The 16,887-nt window shown below is 67.6% G+C and carries 17 protein-coding genes; 3 read left to right on the plus strand and 14 right to left on the minus strand.

Annotated elements, in window-relative coordinates; translation table 11 throughout:
- Positions 1 to 6 precede the first annotated feature (6 nt).
- The 8 genes from CDN99_RS17300 to CDN99_RS17335 form a co-directional block, all read right to left on the minus strand.
- The gene (locus CDN99_RS17300; protein ID WP_141100845.1) at positions 7 to 1,143 is read right to left on the minus strand and encodes a hypothetical protein; all 1,137 of its coding nucleotides are present in this window, start codon (positions 1,141 to 1,143) and stop codon (positions 7 to 9) included.
- Between the two features lie 124 nt (positions 1,144 to 1,267).
- The gene (locus CDN99_RS17305) at positions 1,268 to 3,331 is read right to left on the minus strand and encodes a M13 family metallopeptidase (RefSeq protein ID WP_088386163.1); all 2,064 of its coding nucleotides are present in this window, start codon (positions 3,329 to 3,331) and stop codon (positions 1,268 to 1,270) included.
- Positions 3,332 to 3,603: 272 nt separating this feature from the next.
- Positions 3,604 to 4,398, minus strand: a complete 795-nt coding sequence (locus CDN99_RS17310) for a hypothetical protein (protein ID WP_088386120.1) — start codon at positions 4,396 to 4,398, stop codon at positions 3,604 to 3,606.
- Positions 4,399 to 4,554: 156 nt separating this feature from the next.
- Entirely contained in the window at positions 4,555 to 5,010 is a 456-nt protein-coding gene (locus CDN99_RS17315; protein WP_088386121.1) for a universal stress protein, read from the minus strand.
- 107 nt (positions 5,011 to 5,117) lie between these two features.
- The gene (locus tag CDN99_RS17320; protein ID WP_088386122.1) at positions 5,118 to 5,711 is read right to left on the minus strand and encodes a hypothetical protein; all 594 of its coding nucleotides are present in this window, start codon (positions 5,709 to 5,711) and stop codon (positions 5,118 to 5,120) included.
- Positions 5,712 to 5,809: 98 nt separating this feature from the next.
- On the minus strand, positions 5,810 to 7,918 hold the full coding sequence (locus tag CDN99_RS17325) for an esterase-like activity of phytase family protein (protein ID WP_238139564.1): 2,109 nt from the start codon (positions 7,916 to 7,918) through the stop codon (positions 5,810 to 5,812).
- Positions 7,919 to 8,151: 233 nt separating this feature from the next.
- Positions 8,152 to 8,598: a BON domain-containing protein gene (locus CDN99_RS17330; protein ID WP_088386123.1), complete on the minus strand. Its 447-nt coding sequence runs from the start codon at positions 8,596 to 8,598 to the stop codon at positions 8,152 to 8,154.
- A gap of 205 nt (positions 8,599 to 8,803) precedes the next feature.
- A complete protein-coding gene (locus CDN99_RS17335; protein ID WP_088386124.1) occupies positions 8,804 to 10,309 on the minus strand; it encodes a CHASE3 domain-containing protein in 1,506 nt (501 codons plus the stop codon).
- Between the two features lie 45 nt (positions 10,310 to 10,354).
- On the opposite strand from CDN99_RS17335, the gene CDN99_RS17340 reads away from it, so the two are divergent.
- Positions 10,355 to 10,987, plus strand: a complete 633-nt coding sequence (locus tag CDN99_RS17340) for a response regulator (RefSeq protein WP_088386165.1) — start codon at positions 10,355 to 10,357, stop codon at positions 10,985 to 10,987.
- Here CDN99_RS17340 and CDN99_RS17345 read toward each other — a convergent pair.
- The 3 genes from CDN99_RS17345 to CDN99_RS17355 form a co-directional block, all read right to left on the minus strand.
- Positions 10,965 to 11,396, minus strand: coding sequence for a response regulator transcription factor (locus CDN99_RS17345; protein ID WP_238139565.1), 432 nt, complete (start codon positions 11,394 to 11,396; stop codon positions 10,965 to 10,967). The two genes, CDN99_RS17340 and CDN99_RS17345, sit on opposite strands and share 23 nt — an antisense overlap.
- A gap of 116 nt (positions 11,397 to 11,512) precedes the next feature.
- Entirely contained in the window at positions 11,513 to 11,827 is a 315-nt protein-coding gene (locus CDN99_RS17350) for a BON domain-containing protein (protein ID WP_238139572.1), read from the minus strand.
- Between the two features lie 36 nt (positions 11,828 to 11,863).
- Positions 11,864 to 12,058 carry a hypothetical protein gene (locus tag CDN99_RS17355; RefSeq protein ID WP_088386126.1) on the minus strand — a complete coding sequence of 65 codons (195 nt, stop codon included), beginning with the start codon at positions 12,056 to 12,058 and terminating at the stop codon, positions 11,864 to 11,866.
- A 298-nt stretch (positions 12,059 to 12,356) separates the two neighbouring features.
- Here CDN99_RS17355 and CDN99_RS17360 point away from each other — a divergent pair, with 298 nt between their 5' ends.
- A complete protein-coding gene (locus tag CDN99_RS17360) occupies positions 12,357 to 12,704 on the plus strand; it encodes a hypothetical protein (RefSeq protein ID WP_088386127.1) in 348 nt (115 codons plus the stop codon).
- 185 nt (positions 12,705 to 12,889) lie between these two features.
- Complete coding sequence (locus CDN99_RS17365) at positions 12,890 to 13,501, plus strand: DUF2242 domain-containing protein (RefSeq protein WP_088386167.1); 612 nt, start codon at positions 12,890 to 12,892, stop codon at positions 13,499 to 13,501.
- Here the strand turns inward: CDN99_RS17365 and CDN99_RS28305 are convergent.
- The 3 genes from CDN99_RS28305 to CDN99_RS17375 form a co-directional block, all read right to left on the minus strand.
- Complete coding sequence (locus CDN99_RS28305; RefSeq protein WP_141100846.1) at positions 13,495 to 13,689, minus strand: hypothetical protein; 195 nt, start codon at positions 13,687 to 13,689, stop codon at positions 13,495 to 13,497. The genes CDN99_RS17365 and CDN99_RS28305 overlap by 7 nt on opposite strands.
- Positions 13,686 to 14,348 carry a hypothetical protein gene (locus tag CDN99_RS17370; protein ID WP_088386128.1) on the minus strand — a complete coding sequence of 221 codons (663 nt, stop codon included), beginning with the start codon at positions 14,346 to 14,348 and terminating at the stop codon, positions 13,686 to 13,688. Before CDN99_RS17370 ends, CDN99_RS28305 begins: the two co-directional genes overlap by 4 nt.
- Positions 14,349 to 14,469: 121 nt before the next feature.
- Complete coding sequence (locus CDN99_RS17375) at positions 14,470 to 16,692, minus strand: M3 family metallopeptidase (RefSeq protein WP_088386129.1); 2,223 nt, start codon at positions 16,690 to 16,692, stop codon at positions 14,470 to 14,472.
- Between the last annotated feature and the right edge of the window lie 195 nt (positions 16,693 to 16,887).

Raw genomic sequence — 16,887 nt, forward strand, 5'->3', positions numbered from 1 at the left:
GCGCATTCAGGCGTGAGATGCGTTGCTGGCCGTGCGGACGATCGCTTCCAGGAGCATGTGCCGCACGGTGGATGCCCCCGAGTTGTCGCGCCTCGCGGCTTCATTCAGAAGCGCCTGCTTCAAGTACGGCTTCGCCGCGTGCTTCTTGAAAAGCGCCTGGCCTTGCGATGTCAGGCCCCTGAAGGCGCTTTCGACGTCGTCACGCAGCATGGACTGCACACTTCTCGAATCAGCGCCGAGCAGGGACAGCGATTGAGTCAGCCGCGTCGCGGAACTCGTGAAGGACGGCCAGTGGAGTCGCCGCAACAGTTCGCGAACGGCCGCGCCCGCGCCATAGCTGTCGTTCGACTTGAATATCTTGCCAAGCCCCGCGGGGCGTCGGCTCGGGAACATCAGGACCGCTGCGTGGGCGACCTCCCCCATGTCCTTCATGGCTTGCCGCAGATTGACCTCGGCGGCGCTCAAGTCCCGCAGGCCCATTAGAACGGTCAGCCGCGTCAGCCCCGCGAGATTGCCGATGCGCTCGGACCGAACGATCCTCTGCAGACTTTCGAAGTCCTCCGTGAGCTCGGCAAGACGTGCTTTCTGGGCTGGGTCGAGGCGCTTGAAAACGTCGCGTACCACGTCGGCCACGAACTTCTCGCACTGGACGGTCGTCGGTTTCTGCGCGAACGCGTCGTACAACGTCCGGGCCGCCTTGCGAAACGTATCTCCACTCAATGCCGCCGCCAGACCACGAATTGCCTCGTCCCTGTCGCGGAAGGACCCGGTCTGGCCGAGGCCACCGGGATTGGCCGGGTTGGAATTCACGAAGTCGAGAATTGCCGGCTCCAATGCCGCCCGCAGCACGCTTGTCCCGCGGAACAAGGCGGTCTTGGCGAAATCCACCGTCATGTAGTCGACCGACTCTTTTGTCGCAGTCGGCTCACCCGTCACGACAAGGCGCGGTCTCAAGTGCGAGCCTCTTCCTTGGGCGACCTGCACCTCGATGTAGTTCAGCTTGCGTTCTCCCTCTCGATAGGGTTCGGGCTCGCAGGCACCCTGCGATGTCTCGGCGCGAACGCTGCTCTGGTCCGATGTTTCTTGTTCAGGCGCCTGGGAAACGGCGGGCGCGAATGAGGGTGCTTTGTAGAGACGCGGCATAGGGCTCCATCCAATGAAATGAGACAAGGCCGGTGCGCCTGTCGACGTCCCGGCCTCGCTGTCAGTTGGACATGGCCCGCGCCACGTTCCCGCGCCCGGCCCTCCTCTGGAGGACCGTCGCCGCTCACCACACCTTGCAGCGCTCCGCGTCCGGTTTGACCATTTTTTGGCCCGGCTTGCAACGGAAGGCCTGCTCGAACTCCGGCATGTTGATCGCGACGCCGTTGATGCGGTAACGACCCGGTGAATGCGGGTCGGTCAGCGCATGGACGCGCGCGTATTCGGGACGGGCATGGCTGCAATCCCATTGCGCGAAGCCGACGAAGAATCGCTGCTCGGGCGTCAGCCCGTCGCGCGATTGTGGCGACAGGTCCGCCACCTGCGCCTTCCACGCCGCGTAGGCCAGCACGAGGCCGCCCAGATCGGCCAGGTCCTCGCCCAGCGTCAGCTTGCTGTTGATGCGCAGGTCGTCGACGACGACGTACTTGCCGTATTGATCGGCCACGCACGCGGCGCGCTTCTCGAACGCCTTGCCGTCCTTCTTTGTCCACCAGTCACGCAGGTTGCCGCGAGCATCGAACTGACGGCCCTCGTCATCGAAGCCATGGATCAACTCGTGGCCGATCGTGCCGCCGGTGTTGCCGTAGTTGGGCGCATCGTCCAGCTTCGGATCGAACAGCGGCGGCTGCAGCACGCCGGCCGGGAAGTTGATGTCGTTCATCTGCGCGTCGTAATACGCGTTGACGGTCTGCGGCGTCATGCCCCATTCGCCGCGGTCCAGCGGCTTGCCGATCTTGGCGAGCTGACGCTGAAGTTCGAATGCGTTGCCGCGCATGACATTGCCCGCGAAGTCGTCACGAGCGACCGAAAGCGCGCCGTAGTCGCGCCAGCGATCCGGATATCCGACCTTGTTGACGATCGCATGCAGCTTCTCGGTGGCGCGCTGCCGGGTGGTGTCGCTCATCCAGGTCAGGGATTGAATGCGCGCCGCCATCGCGTCCTCGATCTGCTGGGTCATCGTCAGCGTCCTGGCCTTCAATTCGGGGCTGAAGTTGCGCGACACGAACTCCTGACCCAGTGCCTCGCCCATCTGGGCGTCGACCAGCTCGACGCACCGCTTCCAGCGCGCCTTCAACTGCGGCACGCCCTGCAGCGTCCGGCCGAAGAAGTCGAAGTCCGCTTGCACGGCATCGGCCGACAGGGTCGCCGCCTGGCTGCCGAGCAATTGCCAGCGCAGGTAGTGGCGCACCTGCGCGAGGTCCTTGCGGCCGATCTCCTTCGCGAAGGCCTTGAAGAAGGCCGGCTCGGTGACGTTGTAGGACTTCACCGGATCCAGGCCCAGCGCACGCTGGTAGGCGGCCCAGTCGAAGCCCGGCGTCAGCGCCTGCAGGCGGGCCGCCGTCATCGGGTGGAAGCCCTTGTATGGATCGCGCTTGTCGACACGGCTCAGCGACGCGCGCGCCAGCGCGGTCTCCATCGCCATCACCTGCCTGGCCTGCGCGCTCGCCGCTTCCGGCGTGTCGCCCAGCAGCTCGAAGCTGCGCGCCACGTGCGCGATGAACTGGTCGCGCAGGGTGCGGGATTTCGCGTCGGTCTTGAAGTAGTACTCCCGGTCCGGCAGGCTCAGGCCGCCGCCATGGGCGAAGGCGATCACCCGCGTCGAGTCCGCCATGTCCTGGCCCGCGGTGAAGTGGAAGAACACGCGCTCGTTGTTGGTCGCCAGGTGCAGCGCCGCCAGCAGCGCGGGCAGCTCGCGCCGATCCTTGAGCGCCTCGATGCGCGAGAGCAGCGGCCGCAGCGGCGCGAGCGCGTGGCGATTGGCGGCGGACTCGTCCATGCAGGCGGCGAAGTAGTCGCCCATGCGCGCCTGGTTGGCGCTGCGCGAGGCATCGGCCGCGGACAGCTTGTCCAGGATGCCCCACAGGTAGCGCTGGTTCTCGTTGGCCATCTTGGCGTAGACCGACCAGCGCGCCTGGTCCGACGGGATCGGATTGGCGGCCATCCAGCCGCCGCAGGCGTATTGGTACAGGTCCTCGCAGGGGTCGACCGAGCGATCCATCGCGGCCGTGTCCAGGCTGGGCGTGTAGGGCAGGCGATCCAGCGGCTGCTCCGGCGCGGCCCCGGAGGTCGGACCAGCGCCGGTGGTGGGTACGACGGCTTGTGCGCAGGCCACGGAAGCGGCGCTCATGGAAACGGCCGCGACAAGCGCGGCCGCAGCGGTGCGGGCGAGGAGGTGACGGATCATGCTCGACGGCGTTGAGTTCTTGTTGCCCGGCATTCTCCGCCAGTCGCCGCGCACCGCAGGGTGCCGGACGATACCTCGGGAAGACCCGTCTACCCGCCCATCCTCAAACCGGACGGGCGGGACTGGCCAGCGCCTTTTCGTTCAACAACGGTGTGCCCTCTTTTCCCCGCGCCCTTCTCGGAGAGTCGAGGAGGCGGAGCGGGCAGGGGTGCAGCTCAGGACGGGAGCGACTGGCGTCGGACCTCGTTCGCGACGCTCAGCAGCGCGGACAAGGTCGCGTAGCCAGGATTGCTCATCCCGTACTCGTCCAGGCGCAGCTTGGCGCTGCACTCCGCGACGTTCTTGGTCGTCGCGCGTTTGAGCCATTTGGCCTGCATCGCCTCGGGCAGATCGACGAAGGCGTTCTTGAGCGCCTGGTTCAGCACCGACATCTGCGCGGCCGCTTTGTCGACACCCGATGTGCGGTTCGCCTCGGCGGCGTCGGCGCTCAGGGATCGGAACATGTCGCGATGCCGCGTGCCGTTCGCGAGCCCTGCCGCCAGATGGCATGCCTTGCCGGCCCCGTAGCTGAAGGCCGGGGCCAGGATCCTGGCGGGGCCGGCGGGATACGCCGTGCAGAAGGTCTTGATCAGATCCTTGGTGAACTGCTCCAGATGCACGCCGCGCCTGCCGTCGTTCGGATTGACCCAGGCCTGCACCACCGGCGATACCTCAAAGTCCGCGACGGCCTTGTCCTGTTGGGCATGAGCGCTGACCGGCCGCGCTGGGAAGTCGACAGGCTCGTAGTCGCCGCGCCCCGTCGACGCTGTCTGGCCGTTGACGTCCTCATAGGGAGACGCCGACTTGGGAGGGGGTCCGCCGCTCGCGGAAGCGAGGCCGTAGATGGCCGAGCCCCTCGATTCGGCCTTGTCGTGAAGATGGTGGTACTGCTCGTCCTGGCCAGGCTTCTGGACCGCCGTGTAGACGGACCCGTCCGGCGCCGGGTAATGGGGGATGCTGCCGATGGTCATGCGTGGTTCCTCATCACAAAGAGACACGCGGCCGACATTGGCCGCGTGTCTCTCAGTGCGGTACCCAGCGGACAGGGGGATCAGGCTTCCCGATCAACGCCGCTCGGTGGAGCGAGCGCCGCGCGTCACAGGCATCGACCTGCGTGCTCCGGCCGCTCAGTCGACCTTCGGCCCGCGGACCAGCAGCACCGGAACCTCGGCGTATCGGACGATCAGCTCGGCATCGCTGCCCAGCAGCGCGCGCGAGAACCCGCGGCGCCCGTGCGTGCCGAGCACGATCACCTCGCCGCCCCAGGCCCGGCACGCCTCGGTGACCAGGTCGCTGACGCGGGAGGCCAGGCTTTCGCTGAGCTGCGTCGTCACCGCGATGCCGGCGGCGGTGACTTGCGCGGCGGCGTCGTCCAGCACCTTCCTGCCAGCGCCGCGGATCTGCTCGAAGTTGTCAGGCGTGATGCCCAGGCCAGCGCTGGACATCATCGCGAAGGCCTGCAGGTCCAGCGCGTGCAGCAGCTGGATCTCGCCGCCGCTGAGCTTGGCCAGCCGGATCGCCTCCGCCAGTCCGGCGTTGGAGGTCGGGCTGCCGTCGACAGGAACCAGGATCTTGGCGTACATGGTCGCTCCATCAGTCGGGATGGCTCGATGCTAGCCCCACGGCCATGTCTGGCGCGCGCCCGGGCCGCAACCATGGGCGGCACGCGGGCGGCCGCCCTTGATCGAGGTCAAGTAGGTGTACGGCTACGCGCCATGGCCGCGGCGGCCTCGGCGATGGACGCCGGCAATTGCCGGGCGTCGACATGCCTGGCGGTCTGCGAATCGTTGGACGCTTGGGGCCTGCCCGCTCGCTCACGGAAGGGCGGGACCGGCGGCATGCGCTTCTCGGGCACCTGGGGCTCCAGTTCGAAGTAGATGCGCTCCGGGGCCACCTCCGCTTTCTGAGGTTTGGGGGGAGTTGGCGGGCGAGCGTTCATCCGCGCGGCGTCGGACTCCCGCGCGTAGGCGAAGGTGCGGGGCGGCTTGCCCGGTGGATGGGTGTGGGGATCGAAGACGGACGTCCGCCGAGGCCCGATCTCCTCGTAATCGGAGTGACCGACCTTGCGCTCGGCGGCCTTTGACGCGCCCCGGTCGGTCGCCTCATCGTGCGGCACTCCGTCGTAATGCAGGGGCTTGGCCGTTGCACGGCCCCGATCCAGATGGGCATACCCCGGCTGCTCGTCGTCGATGGAGTCGTAGATCCGCTCGTCGTCGGCGTCGTGCGTCGGCGCCGATACCGGTGTGGGGATGTAGAAGATCGAATGGGAAGCGATGTGTGTCATGCGGGGACCTCCAGGGAACCAAAGAAAAGCGCGCGAGCCGCCAGGCCCGCGCGCTTGTCAGTGAGCATCCCGCCGGAGCAATTCCCCGGCCGCGCCGATCACTGCGCGCTGAAAGTGCTGAGCGCCTTCGGGAACTTGAAGATCCACAGGCGCGTGAGGCGATCGACCTCGTTGCCACGCGTCACCCGCGATCCCACCGCGCCAGCGGTGCACGTTCCGTCGTTCACGATGACGCCATTGACGTCCACCGTGCACTCGGTCGGGTCGCCCGCCATCGGCTTGCCCTTGGCATCGACCAGCGTGGTCTTGAGACCGAAGTCGTTGTCGTTGATGAGCGCCAGCGTCTGGTTGTCGACGACCGCCAGACCTTCGGCCTTCTCGGCCTTCCAGCCGGCGGCGTTCAGGTCCAGCAGCACCGTCTTCTTCAGCTTGACGACGTTGGCCCAGCTCGTCGCCGACACGGTCACGCCGTCGATGCTGTTCTTCTCGAGCTCGATGCCGAGGTTGGTGATCTCTGTCGCGTTGGCGGGGATCTCGACCAGCATCAGGAAGTTGCGCACCGCGCCGTTCGAATCGGCGCCCTGCTCGATGACGATGAACTTGCCGTTGCCCAGCGACACCAGGTCGCCCAGCTTGGCGCTGCCGGTGCGGTTGCGGTCCCACTTCCCGCCCTTGGCGGCGAGCGGGTAGCTGAGCGGATAGGCGTAGAGCCGCGAGGTCTCGGTCTTGGGGTCGAACTCGATCCAGCGGGCGAACTGGGCGAAGTCGCGCACCTTCACCTTGTCGTTGTTCTTGCCGTCCTGGTCCATGTCGCTGGTGTCGACGACTTCGATGCTCTTGCCGGCGGTGTCGACCGGATCGATGGGGCTCTGCAGGAAGCCGTGCAACTTGCCGCTGCCGGTGTCCAGCGCCAGGCCTTCCATGCCGCGGTTGGCGCGGCGGTTCTTCAGCACCTCGGGCAGGCTGCCGGCCGTGGTGCCGGGGGCGTAGCGCTTGAGGATCTGGAAGGTGGTCGCGTCGATCTTGACGATGAACGGGCCGTACTCGTCGGAGGTCCAGAAGACCTTGTTGGCGGCGTCGTAGACCAGCGTCTCGGTGTCCAGGCCATTGGCGTCGAAGCCGCCCTTGGTCGCGTCGTACTTCATCGTGTCGGCCAACGGCACCTCCGCGCTGCTGCCGACAGCGCCGAACGGCAGCGGGCGTCCGCTGACCTTGGAGCCGTCGGGATTCTTCAGCGGGTTGAGGCTGGAGATCGTCGCGCCCGCCTTGCCCAGCGTGATCACGCCGATGGACGGCGCGAAGCCCGGCGCCGGGAACATCTTGGTCGTGACGATGGCGCCGTTGTCCGGACGCGGCGCGTTCGGGCTGTCGCCGTTGGGGCCGCGGTCGGTGATGCCCCAGAACTCCAGCGCGCCGTCGGCGTTCTTGCCCTTGTAGACCAGGCCCGAGCCGACGGCCGGGTAGAAGCCCTTCGGGAAGTCCTTCTTCGCGTCGGCGTTGCCGCCCTCGTAAGGCACGTACTGGCTGTCGGCCGCCTGGATCTGGAACTTGGTGATCGCGACGGCGCCGCCGGCGGTGTCCTGCGTCGACGTGCTGGTGTCGGCCTTGCCGAGCAGCGTGGCCATCGTCGATTCGTAATGCTCGACGGCGGCGGCGCGGCGCCTGTCGCTCATCGCGCGGGCGGTGTAGGGCTGGCCGTAAGCGTCGTTCTGGCCGGCGGGCAGCAGCGCGGCGAAGGCCGTGTCGAAGGCCGCGGCGGCGGCGGTGAAGTCCAGCGTCTTGCCGGCCAGCGCGTCATGGACGGTGGCCGGGATCTTGATGCCGTTGGTGGGGTCGTCGTCCTCGTCCAGCGCCTGCAGGAACACCAGCCGGTTCTGCAGCGCGGCGTCGGTCAGCGCGGTGGTGCCGGCCAGGTCGGCCACGGCGATGGTCTCGACGCACTTGGCGGTGCCGACGGCCACGCCGCCGACGGTGAAGGTCACCGTGTCGTCCGCGGTGCAGGAGAACGCGCCGTTGGCGCCGGTCTTGCCGCTCTGGCCGGATGGCTTGGCGGCGTAGGAAACGCCCTCCACCGGCGCGTCGACCAGGCGCGACTGCACGGTCGCCTTGCCGGGCGTGTCGTCATCGCCGCCGCAGGCGCTCAGCGCGGCGACGGCGGCCAGGGCCAGCAGGGACAGGTTCAGGCGAGGAGCGGACATGGGCTTCATGAAGGGGCTTTCTTGTCTCGGAGGATCCCGTTCGGGCCCTGGGCTCGGACCACGTGGGGACACGGCGGCACGCTATGCAGGCGCGATGACAAGGCCGTGAAGCAACTTCACGAATCGACACGAATACGACAAGAACGGCGGCAGGAACACCGGCGCGACTCCACATGAGAAAGCCCCGGCACCGCGTTGTCGGACGCGGCCCGGGGCCCCGGTGAAACGGCCGCAGAGGAGGGTCAGCCGTTCACCTTGATGCGGTTGTTGACGGACTGGACGCCCTTGGCGGCCAGCGCCATCGAGCCGGCCCGGTCGCGCGCGGCCAAGTCGGGCGCCGTGCCGTCCAGCGTCACGTGGCCGTGTTCGGTCTCGACCTTGACGTCCAGCGCGCTCAGCTTCGGATCGCCCGCCAGCGCGGTCTTGATGGACGTCGTGATCTGGGCATCGTCGACGGCGGTGCCCACCTTGTCGGCGGTGCGTTCCATCTTGTTGCCCACGTTGTCCATGGCCTGGCGGGTGTCCTGCTTGGCGGCCTCGGACTTCTGCTCCATCTTGGCGATGCCGTCGTCCAGGCGCTGGCCGGCGGTCCGGCTGTCGTCCTCGCGGCCGCAGGCGGCCAGGGCGACGGCCGCGACCACGGCGGGCAGCAGCAGGGCGAGGCTGTGGGAACGGGTGGTGTGCTTCATGAGGGGCTCCTTGATCGGATGCACGAAGCGTCGACGACGATCGCGCGGGTTTCGCAGCGTTCCGCGACGTATCGCGGGGTGGCTGGATCTCCGCGGTCAACCGCGGATCCATGGAGTTCACTCTAGACACTCGACCCGCCGCGGCGGGTCGGCAGGCGCCGGAAGCGCCGGTCGCCCGGCGTCCCGGCCGGGCGTAGGAGCGGGCCTACAGACCGCCGCCGACGGGCGCGGGGCCCGAATCGCCTTTCGAACCCGGGTTCGGATGGGCGTCCGTGGAGGCCCCGGCGTTGAGATCGATCGACGGCGACGCCCCGCCGATGGGGAAATCGATGCGGGGGATCTCCGACTCGTCGCGCTTGAGCGGCAGCCAGGCGAGCACCTCGGTGCCCTGGCCGGGGGCGCTGTGCAGGCGCAACTGCCCGCGCTCGGCCTCGACGCGGAAGCGCATGCCCAGCAGCCCGTGGGAGCCCAGCGCCAGGCGCTCCGGATCGAAGCCCTGGCCGTTGTCGGTGACGGTGATCAGCGCCTGCGCGTACTCGCGCTTGAGCGAGACCGTCGCCTGCGTCGCGTGGGCGTACTTGGCCATGTTGGTCAGCGCCTCCTGCACCAGCCGGAACGCGGTGAGCTGCGCGCTGGGCGGCAACTGCACGTCGGCGTCGAGCGACATGGCGACTGGCACACCGAGCCGCTCGGAGGTCTCGCGGCACAGGATCTCCAGCGCCGGCACCAGGCCGAGCTGGTCCAGCGTCGACGGACGCAGGTCCTCGATGATGCGGCGCTTGAGCGCGATGCCGCTGTTGAGCGTCTCGGTCAGGTGATTGAGCCGCTGCATCAGGTCCGGCGCCTCGACCTGCAGCTTCGGACGCATGCGGGCGACGTCCAGCTTGGCGGCGGTCAGCAGCGCGCCCAGTTCGTCGTGCAGGTCGCGGGCGAGACGGGCGCGCTCGTCCTCGCGGGCGGTCTGCAGGTGGCGGGCGAGCTGGGTCAGCTCCGCCGTGCGACGCCGGACTTCAACCTCCAGCCGGTCGCGCTCGGCGCGGACCTCCGCCTGCTGCGCGGCGCGCTGGTCGTCGAGCGCGCGGCTCTTGCGCACGAACAGCACGAACACGATCAGGCTCAGCAGCGACATGCCGGTCACGCCGATGCGGCTGAGCATCAGCGTGTCGTAGACCTGGCCGGTGCCCAGCGCGATGCGGCGGTTCTCGTCGGCCAGCAACTCGGCGGACCGGCGGCGGATCTGCTCCATCTGGTCGCGGCCGATGTCGGTCATCATGAGCTCGCGACCGGCATCGGCGCGGCCGCTCTGATAGAGCTTCAGCACCTCCTGCAGCTCGCTGAGCTTGGCGCCGACGGCGGCGGCGATCTCGTCGCTGCGCCGCTGGGCGTCCCGGGCGCCGACCTGGGCGTACATGCGCTGCAGGGCGCTCAGGCCCTGGGACGCGTCCTCGGCGGCGAAGCGATAGGGATCGAGATACTCCGGCCGGCCGGTGATCAGGTATCCCCGTTGCCCTGACTCCGCGTCGGTCACCCGGGCCATCAACCGCAGCAGCTCCATGCGGGCGCGGCCCAGCGTGTCCAGGCGGTCCATCTGCGAAACGGCGCCGAAGTAGGCCAGCTCGCTGATCAGGATCATGAGCAGAGCCACGAACACGCCCAGCGGCAAGGCCCAGGTCTTGCGGCCCAGATTCGTGACGGTGTCCTTCAGACTCATCCTCTACACTCCCTCGAGCGATACGCTCACTTGAACATCGCCACCATGATCCGAATCGCCATCGTTGATGACCACGCCATTGTCCGCACCGGATTGCGGCAATTCCTGTCCGAGCAGGTCGACCTGCGCGTCACCGGCGAGGCGGGGTCCGGTCGCGAGGCGCTGGACCTGGTCCGCGCCGGCGAGCTCGACGTGATGCTGATGGACCTGTCCCTGCCGGACCAGAGCGGTGTCGAGACGCTGGCCGCCATCAAGGCCCGCAAGCCCGAACTGCCGGTGTTGATTCTCAGCGGCTTCCCCGAGACCCATTACGCCACGACGCTGCTGCGCCAGGGCGCCAGCGGCTACCTCAACAAGGAATGCGACCCCGAGGAAATCGCCACCGCGATCCGCACCGTGTTCCGGGGCCGCAAGTACATCACGCCGGCCGTCGCCGAGCTGCTGGCCGAAGGCCTGGGCGCCTCCCCCGACCAGGCCCCGCACGACACCCTGTCCGAGCGCGAGCTGCAGGTCTTCCTGCGCCTGGCGCGCGGCGAGACCGTCGGCCACATCGCCGACGGCATGTCGCTGAGCGTCAAGACCGTCAGCACCTACCGGTCGCGGGTGCTGGAGAAACTGGCGCTCAGCACCAACAGCGAGCTGACGTATTACGCCCTCAAGAACGGGCTGATCGAGTAGCCGCATCGGCCAATCCGCTGCAGTAGGCGAGCAGGTCCTCCAGCTCCGCCGACTTGTCGAACACCTTGTGGGCGCCGAGCGCGAGGCAGCGCTGGCGCATGTCCGGCGTCGCATAGTTGCTCAGCACCACGCGCTGCGCGCCGGGCAATTGCTCGCCGGCGGCCCGCAGCACGTTCAGGCCCGTGCCCTGTGCCAGGAAGATGTCGATGATCAGCAGGTCGCAACCGGGATGGTCCTGCGACAACCAACGCAAAGCGCCGTTCTCGTCGACCGCATGACCGAGCACGCGCAGGTCGACCATCTCCTCGAGCGTCGCCACCAGGTTCTCCCGGATGACGGCGTTGTCCTCGACAAGAAAGCAGGTCAGGGCGGCGCTGGCGGCGGGCTGGGCATCCATGGTCGCGTCCATGGTGGACATCGGAAACAACGGCGCGCGAACCGCCGACATGCGCGAGGCACGCCAGACGTTCGCGCCGACGCCCGGGTGGGCGGACGAGCCGCCTCCGGGCGAGGGGTCGGTCCGCGTCAGCTGCGGATGGCGATCTCGTTCTTGACGCGCTTCACGCCCTTGACCTCGCGGGCCAGGCGCTCGGCGTCAGCCTTCTCGGTGGCGTTCTTGGCGAAGCCGGACAGCATCACCTCGCCCTGCAGCGTCTCGACGTGGATCGAGGACGCGTCGACCGTCTTGGCCTCGACGAACTTGGACTTCACCGCCGTGGTCACGGCGGCGTCGTCGACATATTCGCCGACGGAGGATTGACCGCGCGTCACGGCGCAACCGGGCAGCAGGGTGAGGGCGCCCACAGCGGTGGCCAGGGCGAGAACGGTGGCACGAATCATCATGTTGATCTCCTTGGATTGATGACAGGCTCAGGCTCACGCGGCGTGGCGGTGAGGCGACACGACGGCAGGGGCCGGCTCGGCGAACGTCGCAGGGGCGTGGTCCAGCAGGTAGGGCAACGCCGCTTCCAGGCCCAGTACCGGCTCGTGATCGCTGACGGCGGTCCAGTGGACCTCGCACTCGGCGGCACGGGTGAACAGGGTGAGGGAACTGTGGTCGGCGATACCCATCTCTTGGCTCCTTGGCGCCCCTTTGGCGCGCTGAAGTCACTCTACGTATGCCGAACATGGCGACCTGTAGTCAGCATCCGCGATGTTGTGTAGGACAAGCGGCCATGCAACGCCGGGCGCGGGAATGGGGCCTTGTCCTACAGCGGATCGCGGGCCGGCCTCACAGGCTCGGCGGGCGCGTCTCCCTACGATGACGGCCATGCGATCAAGACGGCGGCCCCGCGTTGGGAGACCCCGTCCCGGCGGCTCCGGTCCTCGACCGGCCGCTCCCCCCGAACAAGATAGAGACGAACAGAACATGAACCCGATGATGTCCTCCACTCCGGCTGCCTCCTTCGTGCCGCCGCCGGCTTTTCCCGACTTCCGCCCCGCCCACAGCGTGAACGCCGAGCTGCTGTTGTCGACACCGCTGACGGTCGTCGTGCGGGCGCGGCTGGAGTTCCTGGACACGGCCGGCCATGCCGACGAGAAGGATCTGGCGCTGGTCATCCCGCGCAGCCGCTGCCAGGGCGACGCGCCCTACTGGCCGGCGCTGCTGTCCGCCGCCCAGGAGCACTGGCACCGCTGCCCCGGCAGCGCGCGGCGGCTGCTGGCCTGCCTCGACGGCGAATGGCAGACGCTGCTGACCGCGCAGCGCGGTCACTGATCGACGTTGCCCTGCACGCGCCGGTGACGCGCGCGTCAACGTCAACGTCAACTTCGACATCGCCGGCCTGACACGGGCCGGCAAGCTTCTTTACGCTCCCGCGTGCGCCCAGCACCGGTGACGACGGGGCCTCATCCGTTGAGGCGGAGATAATCCGCCGCTGGCCGCCCACCGGCCCGATGACGATGATCCGACGCCCTGCCCCCGCTGCCCGCCTGCTCTCCCGCCACGCCGCGAAAACCCTCGCCTGCGCCGCGGCCGCGGTCGCGTTGACGGGCTGCGGCACCTTCGACGGTGCGAGCGCCACGCGCAAGAACTCCGTCTATCAGAACGAACGTTTCCAGTCGGACGAGACCTTCTCGCGGCTGTTCGACGCCAGCGTCGACGAGACCTGCGAGGCCGCGAGGCGTGCATTGCTGAGCCAGGGATACGTGATCAACACGGCGGCGCCGGACTCGATCACCGGCAGCAAACGCTTCCAGCCCGAGGGCGAGGTGCACGTCGAGATCAGCTTCACCATCGTCTGCGTGCCCGAGGGCGGCAGTGGCAAGCTCGCGACGGCCTATGTCTCGGCGCTGCAAGACCGCTACAACGTCAAGCGCAGCGCCAACTCGACCAGCCTGGGCGTGAGCGCGATCGGATCGATCTCGGTGCCGCTGTCGTCGACGTCGGAGTCGCTCGTGAAGGTCGCCTCCGAAACCATCCCGGCCGGGCAGTTCTACGATCGGTTCTTCGGGTTGATGCAGCGGTTGATCAAGGAGCAGGGCGGTACCGGGGCAGTGATCAGCGCTCAGTAAGGCTTCCCTTTCGTCTGCCGCGCCCGCTCGCCAAGTTCAATCCGCTCTTTCATCTCGCGCAGTTCGGTTTCCATCTGGGGGTCGATATCGGCCACCTCACGCGCGCCTTGTCTTTCCAGAACAAGCCGGGTGGCCTCTTCCGTCGACATAGGTCTTGTCAGGCGCTTCGCGATGTCGCGAGGATTCATGGTGTCACCTTGATGTTGCGTTCCTGCGCGTAGCGCTTGAACTGGACCCAACTGGTCGAAGGCTCTCTTAGCGAGAATTCCAGATCGATCGTGCTGCCGTAGCGTAGCCAGAAATCCCGCCCTTGGTCCGTCGAGAGCAATTCCACCATGTCAGCACATTGTCTGCACCGAGCCGGGAGCCTGACGTGCTCCCGCATTGTCGGCGGCAATGGTGCGTTGAACCCCATCCTCGCCCAGACGTAGTAGCCGCTCAGACCTTCCGATCCGTCCTTGTTGTGCCAGTCACCAACGGCATTGACCGTGGCCTTGGAGAAATAGTCGAGACGCCTGGCTTCATGCAACTCCATGGCGACGCTCCTGACGCCGATACCCAAGCGACGAAACTGAGGGCGCAACACGAAGCCGGCGTTGTGGATCTCGAAGACATACCCTCCCTCATCCTGGCTGATGTAGCGGACCATCGGCTCGCAAAGAAGATCCTGATTGGTCACCACCAGTTCAATCCTCCCATCGTCGGTCAGCCTCACATGCAGCTTGCTCGTCTTGGGAGCGCCTGATAGCCGGATCAGTTCTTCATCCGTGTGCCAATCAGCCAAATCCGATGTTCTGTGGACGCGCACGGTCGAAGCATCGAACCATTCTTTCGTGATTTCGTCCATCTCGTACTGCCCATTGCAATCAAAAGGGCAGACAGTCTGGCCCAGCCAGTTCCTCCCGAAAACGAAAAAGGACGTCCACAGGGACGTCCTTTGACCAACTACAACTGCAACCCTTCCGGGCTCACTTCGTCGCTGTCGTCTTCGCCTTTTCAGACTTCTCGATGACCAGCCCGCGCCGCTCCAGCAGCGGTTGGATCTGCGGCTCATGGCCGACGACGCCGCGGAACAGCGTCAGCGCGTCCTGGCTGCCGCCTTGCGACAGCAGCTTGGCGCGGAAGGCATCGCCCAATTCGCGCTTCAGCCCGCCGTTGGCCTTGAACCATTGCACCGTGTTGGCATCCAGCACCTCGGACCACACGTACGCGTAGTAGCCCGCCGCATAGCCGCCCATGATGTGGCTGAAGTAAGGCGTGCGGTAACGCGGCGGCACCGGGTCGTAGTCGTAGCCCTCTTCGCGCAGCGCCTTGGCTTCGAAAGCCATCACGCCGTCGGCCGCGGGGATCTGCTCCAGCGGCAGCTGATGCCAGCGCTGATCCAGCATCGCGGCGCTCAGGTACTCGGTCGTGGCGAAGCCCTGGTTGAACTGCTTGGCCGCCAGCACCTTGTCGAGCAGCGCGCGCGGCATCGGCTCGCCGGTCTTGTAGTGCCTGGCGTAGTTGGCCAGCACGCTCGGCCAGTCGGCCCACATCTCATTGACCTGCGACGGGTACTCGACGAAATCGCGCGGCACCCGCGTGCCGGCCATGCTCGGGTACTTCACGTTCGAGAACATGCCGTGCAGCGCATGGCCGAACTCGTGGAACATCGTGTTCACCTCGTCCCAGGTCAGCAGCGTCGGCTTGCCGTCCGCGGGCTTGGGAATGTTGAGGTGATTGGCGACCACCGGCTTCTGGTTCAGCAGACCGCTCTGGTCGACGTAGGCGTTCATCCACGCCCCCCCGCGCTTGGACGGGCGCGCGTACATGTCGGCCAGGAAAATCGCCAGCGGCGAGCCGTCCGCGTTGAACACGTCGTAGACCAGCACGTCCGGGTGGTAGACCGGCAGGTCGTTGCGCTGCTTGAACTTCAGGCCGTAGAGCTGGCCGGCCGCGTAGAACACGCCGTTCTCCAGCACGTTCTTCATCTCGAGGTAGGGCTTGAGTTGCGACTCGTCGAAGCCGTACTTCGCGGCCCGGACCTTCTCGCTGTAGAAGCTCCAGTCCCAGGCCGCCAGCTTGAACGACGGCTGCCCCTTGGCCTTCTGCTCGCGGTCGATCATGGCCTGCAGCTCGCCGCCCTCGCGACGCGCGGCGCCGACCGCCGCCGGCGCGAGCTGGCGCAGCATCGCGTTGACGGCCTGTTGGCCTTGCGCGGTCTCGTCCTTCAGGACGAAGTCGGCGTGCGTGGCGAAGCCCAGCAGCCGGGCGCGTTCAGCGCGCAGCGTGACGACGCGCGACACCAGCGCGGTGTTGTCGTAGGCATTGCCACGCGAGCCGCGCGCCACCGACGCCTCGTAGATGCGCTCACGCAGCGCGCGGTTCTCCAGTTGCGACAGCACCGGCTGGCCAGTCGTGTTCAGCAGCGCGACGAGGTACTTGCCGTCCAGGCCACGGGCCTTGGCGGCGGACGCGGCGGCGGAAATCTGCTCGTCGCCCAGGCCGGCCAGATCCTCGGCGCGATCGACGATCACCGCGGACTCGTTCACCTCAGCCAGCACGTTCTGGTTGAAGCGCGCGCCGAGCTGCGCCAGCTCGCCGTTGATCGCCTTCATGCGTGCCTTGCCGGCCTCGTCCAGCTTGGCGCCGGCGCGCAGCAGCTGGTTGTAGTGGCGCTCGACCAGGCGCTGCTCCTGCGCGCCCAGGCCCAGCGTCGCGCGCTGCTTGTAGAGCGCCTCGACCCGCGCGAACAGCTTCGGATTGAGCGCGATCGCGTCGCGGTGCGCGGCCAGCCGGGTCGCGTAATCGGCCTGCAGCTTGAGGCGGGCCGGGTTGGCGTCGGCGCCGGTCAGGCTGGACAGCAGTGTGTTGGCACGCGCCAGGGTGCGGCCGCCGCGTTCGAGCGCGACGATGGTGTTGTCGAAGGTCGGCGCCGCGGTGTTGTCGACGATGACAGCGACTTCCGCCAGCTGTTCGGCCATGCCCTGGTCGAGCGCGGGACCGATGTCGGCATCGCGGATCTTGTCGAACGGCGGGTACTGCAGCGGCAAGGTGCTCGGCGTCAGCAGCAGGTTGACGGCGCTGGGCGTGTCCAGGGTCGCGTCGGTGGGCACGGCGACATTGGTGCGGGGCGTGGCGGGGACGACGGTCTGCGCCAGCACCGGTGCTGCGATGGCCAGGGTGGCGGCCAGGACGAAGGGAATCCTCATGGGATGCGGTCCGCCTCGACGGGCGTTCGTGTTTTGCAAGGCCGCCACGTTAGCCGATGCGACGGCGAACTCCGAACGGCATGGGCGCCGACCGCCCCCGCCCGGACGAGCCTCCGGGTCAACCCTGAGGCCACCCGCCAAGGCCGCCAGCGCGCGCGTTGGCGATTAGCATCGACGACGCTTCACGCGCCACTG

It is taken from the genome of Roseateles aquatilis, from assembly GCF_002205645.1.
Lineage (GTDB): Bacteria > Pseudomonadota > Gammaproteobacteria > Burkholderiales > Burkholderiaceae_C > Roseateles > Roseateles aquatilis.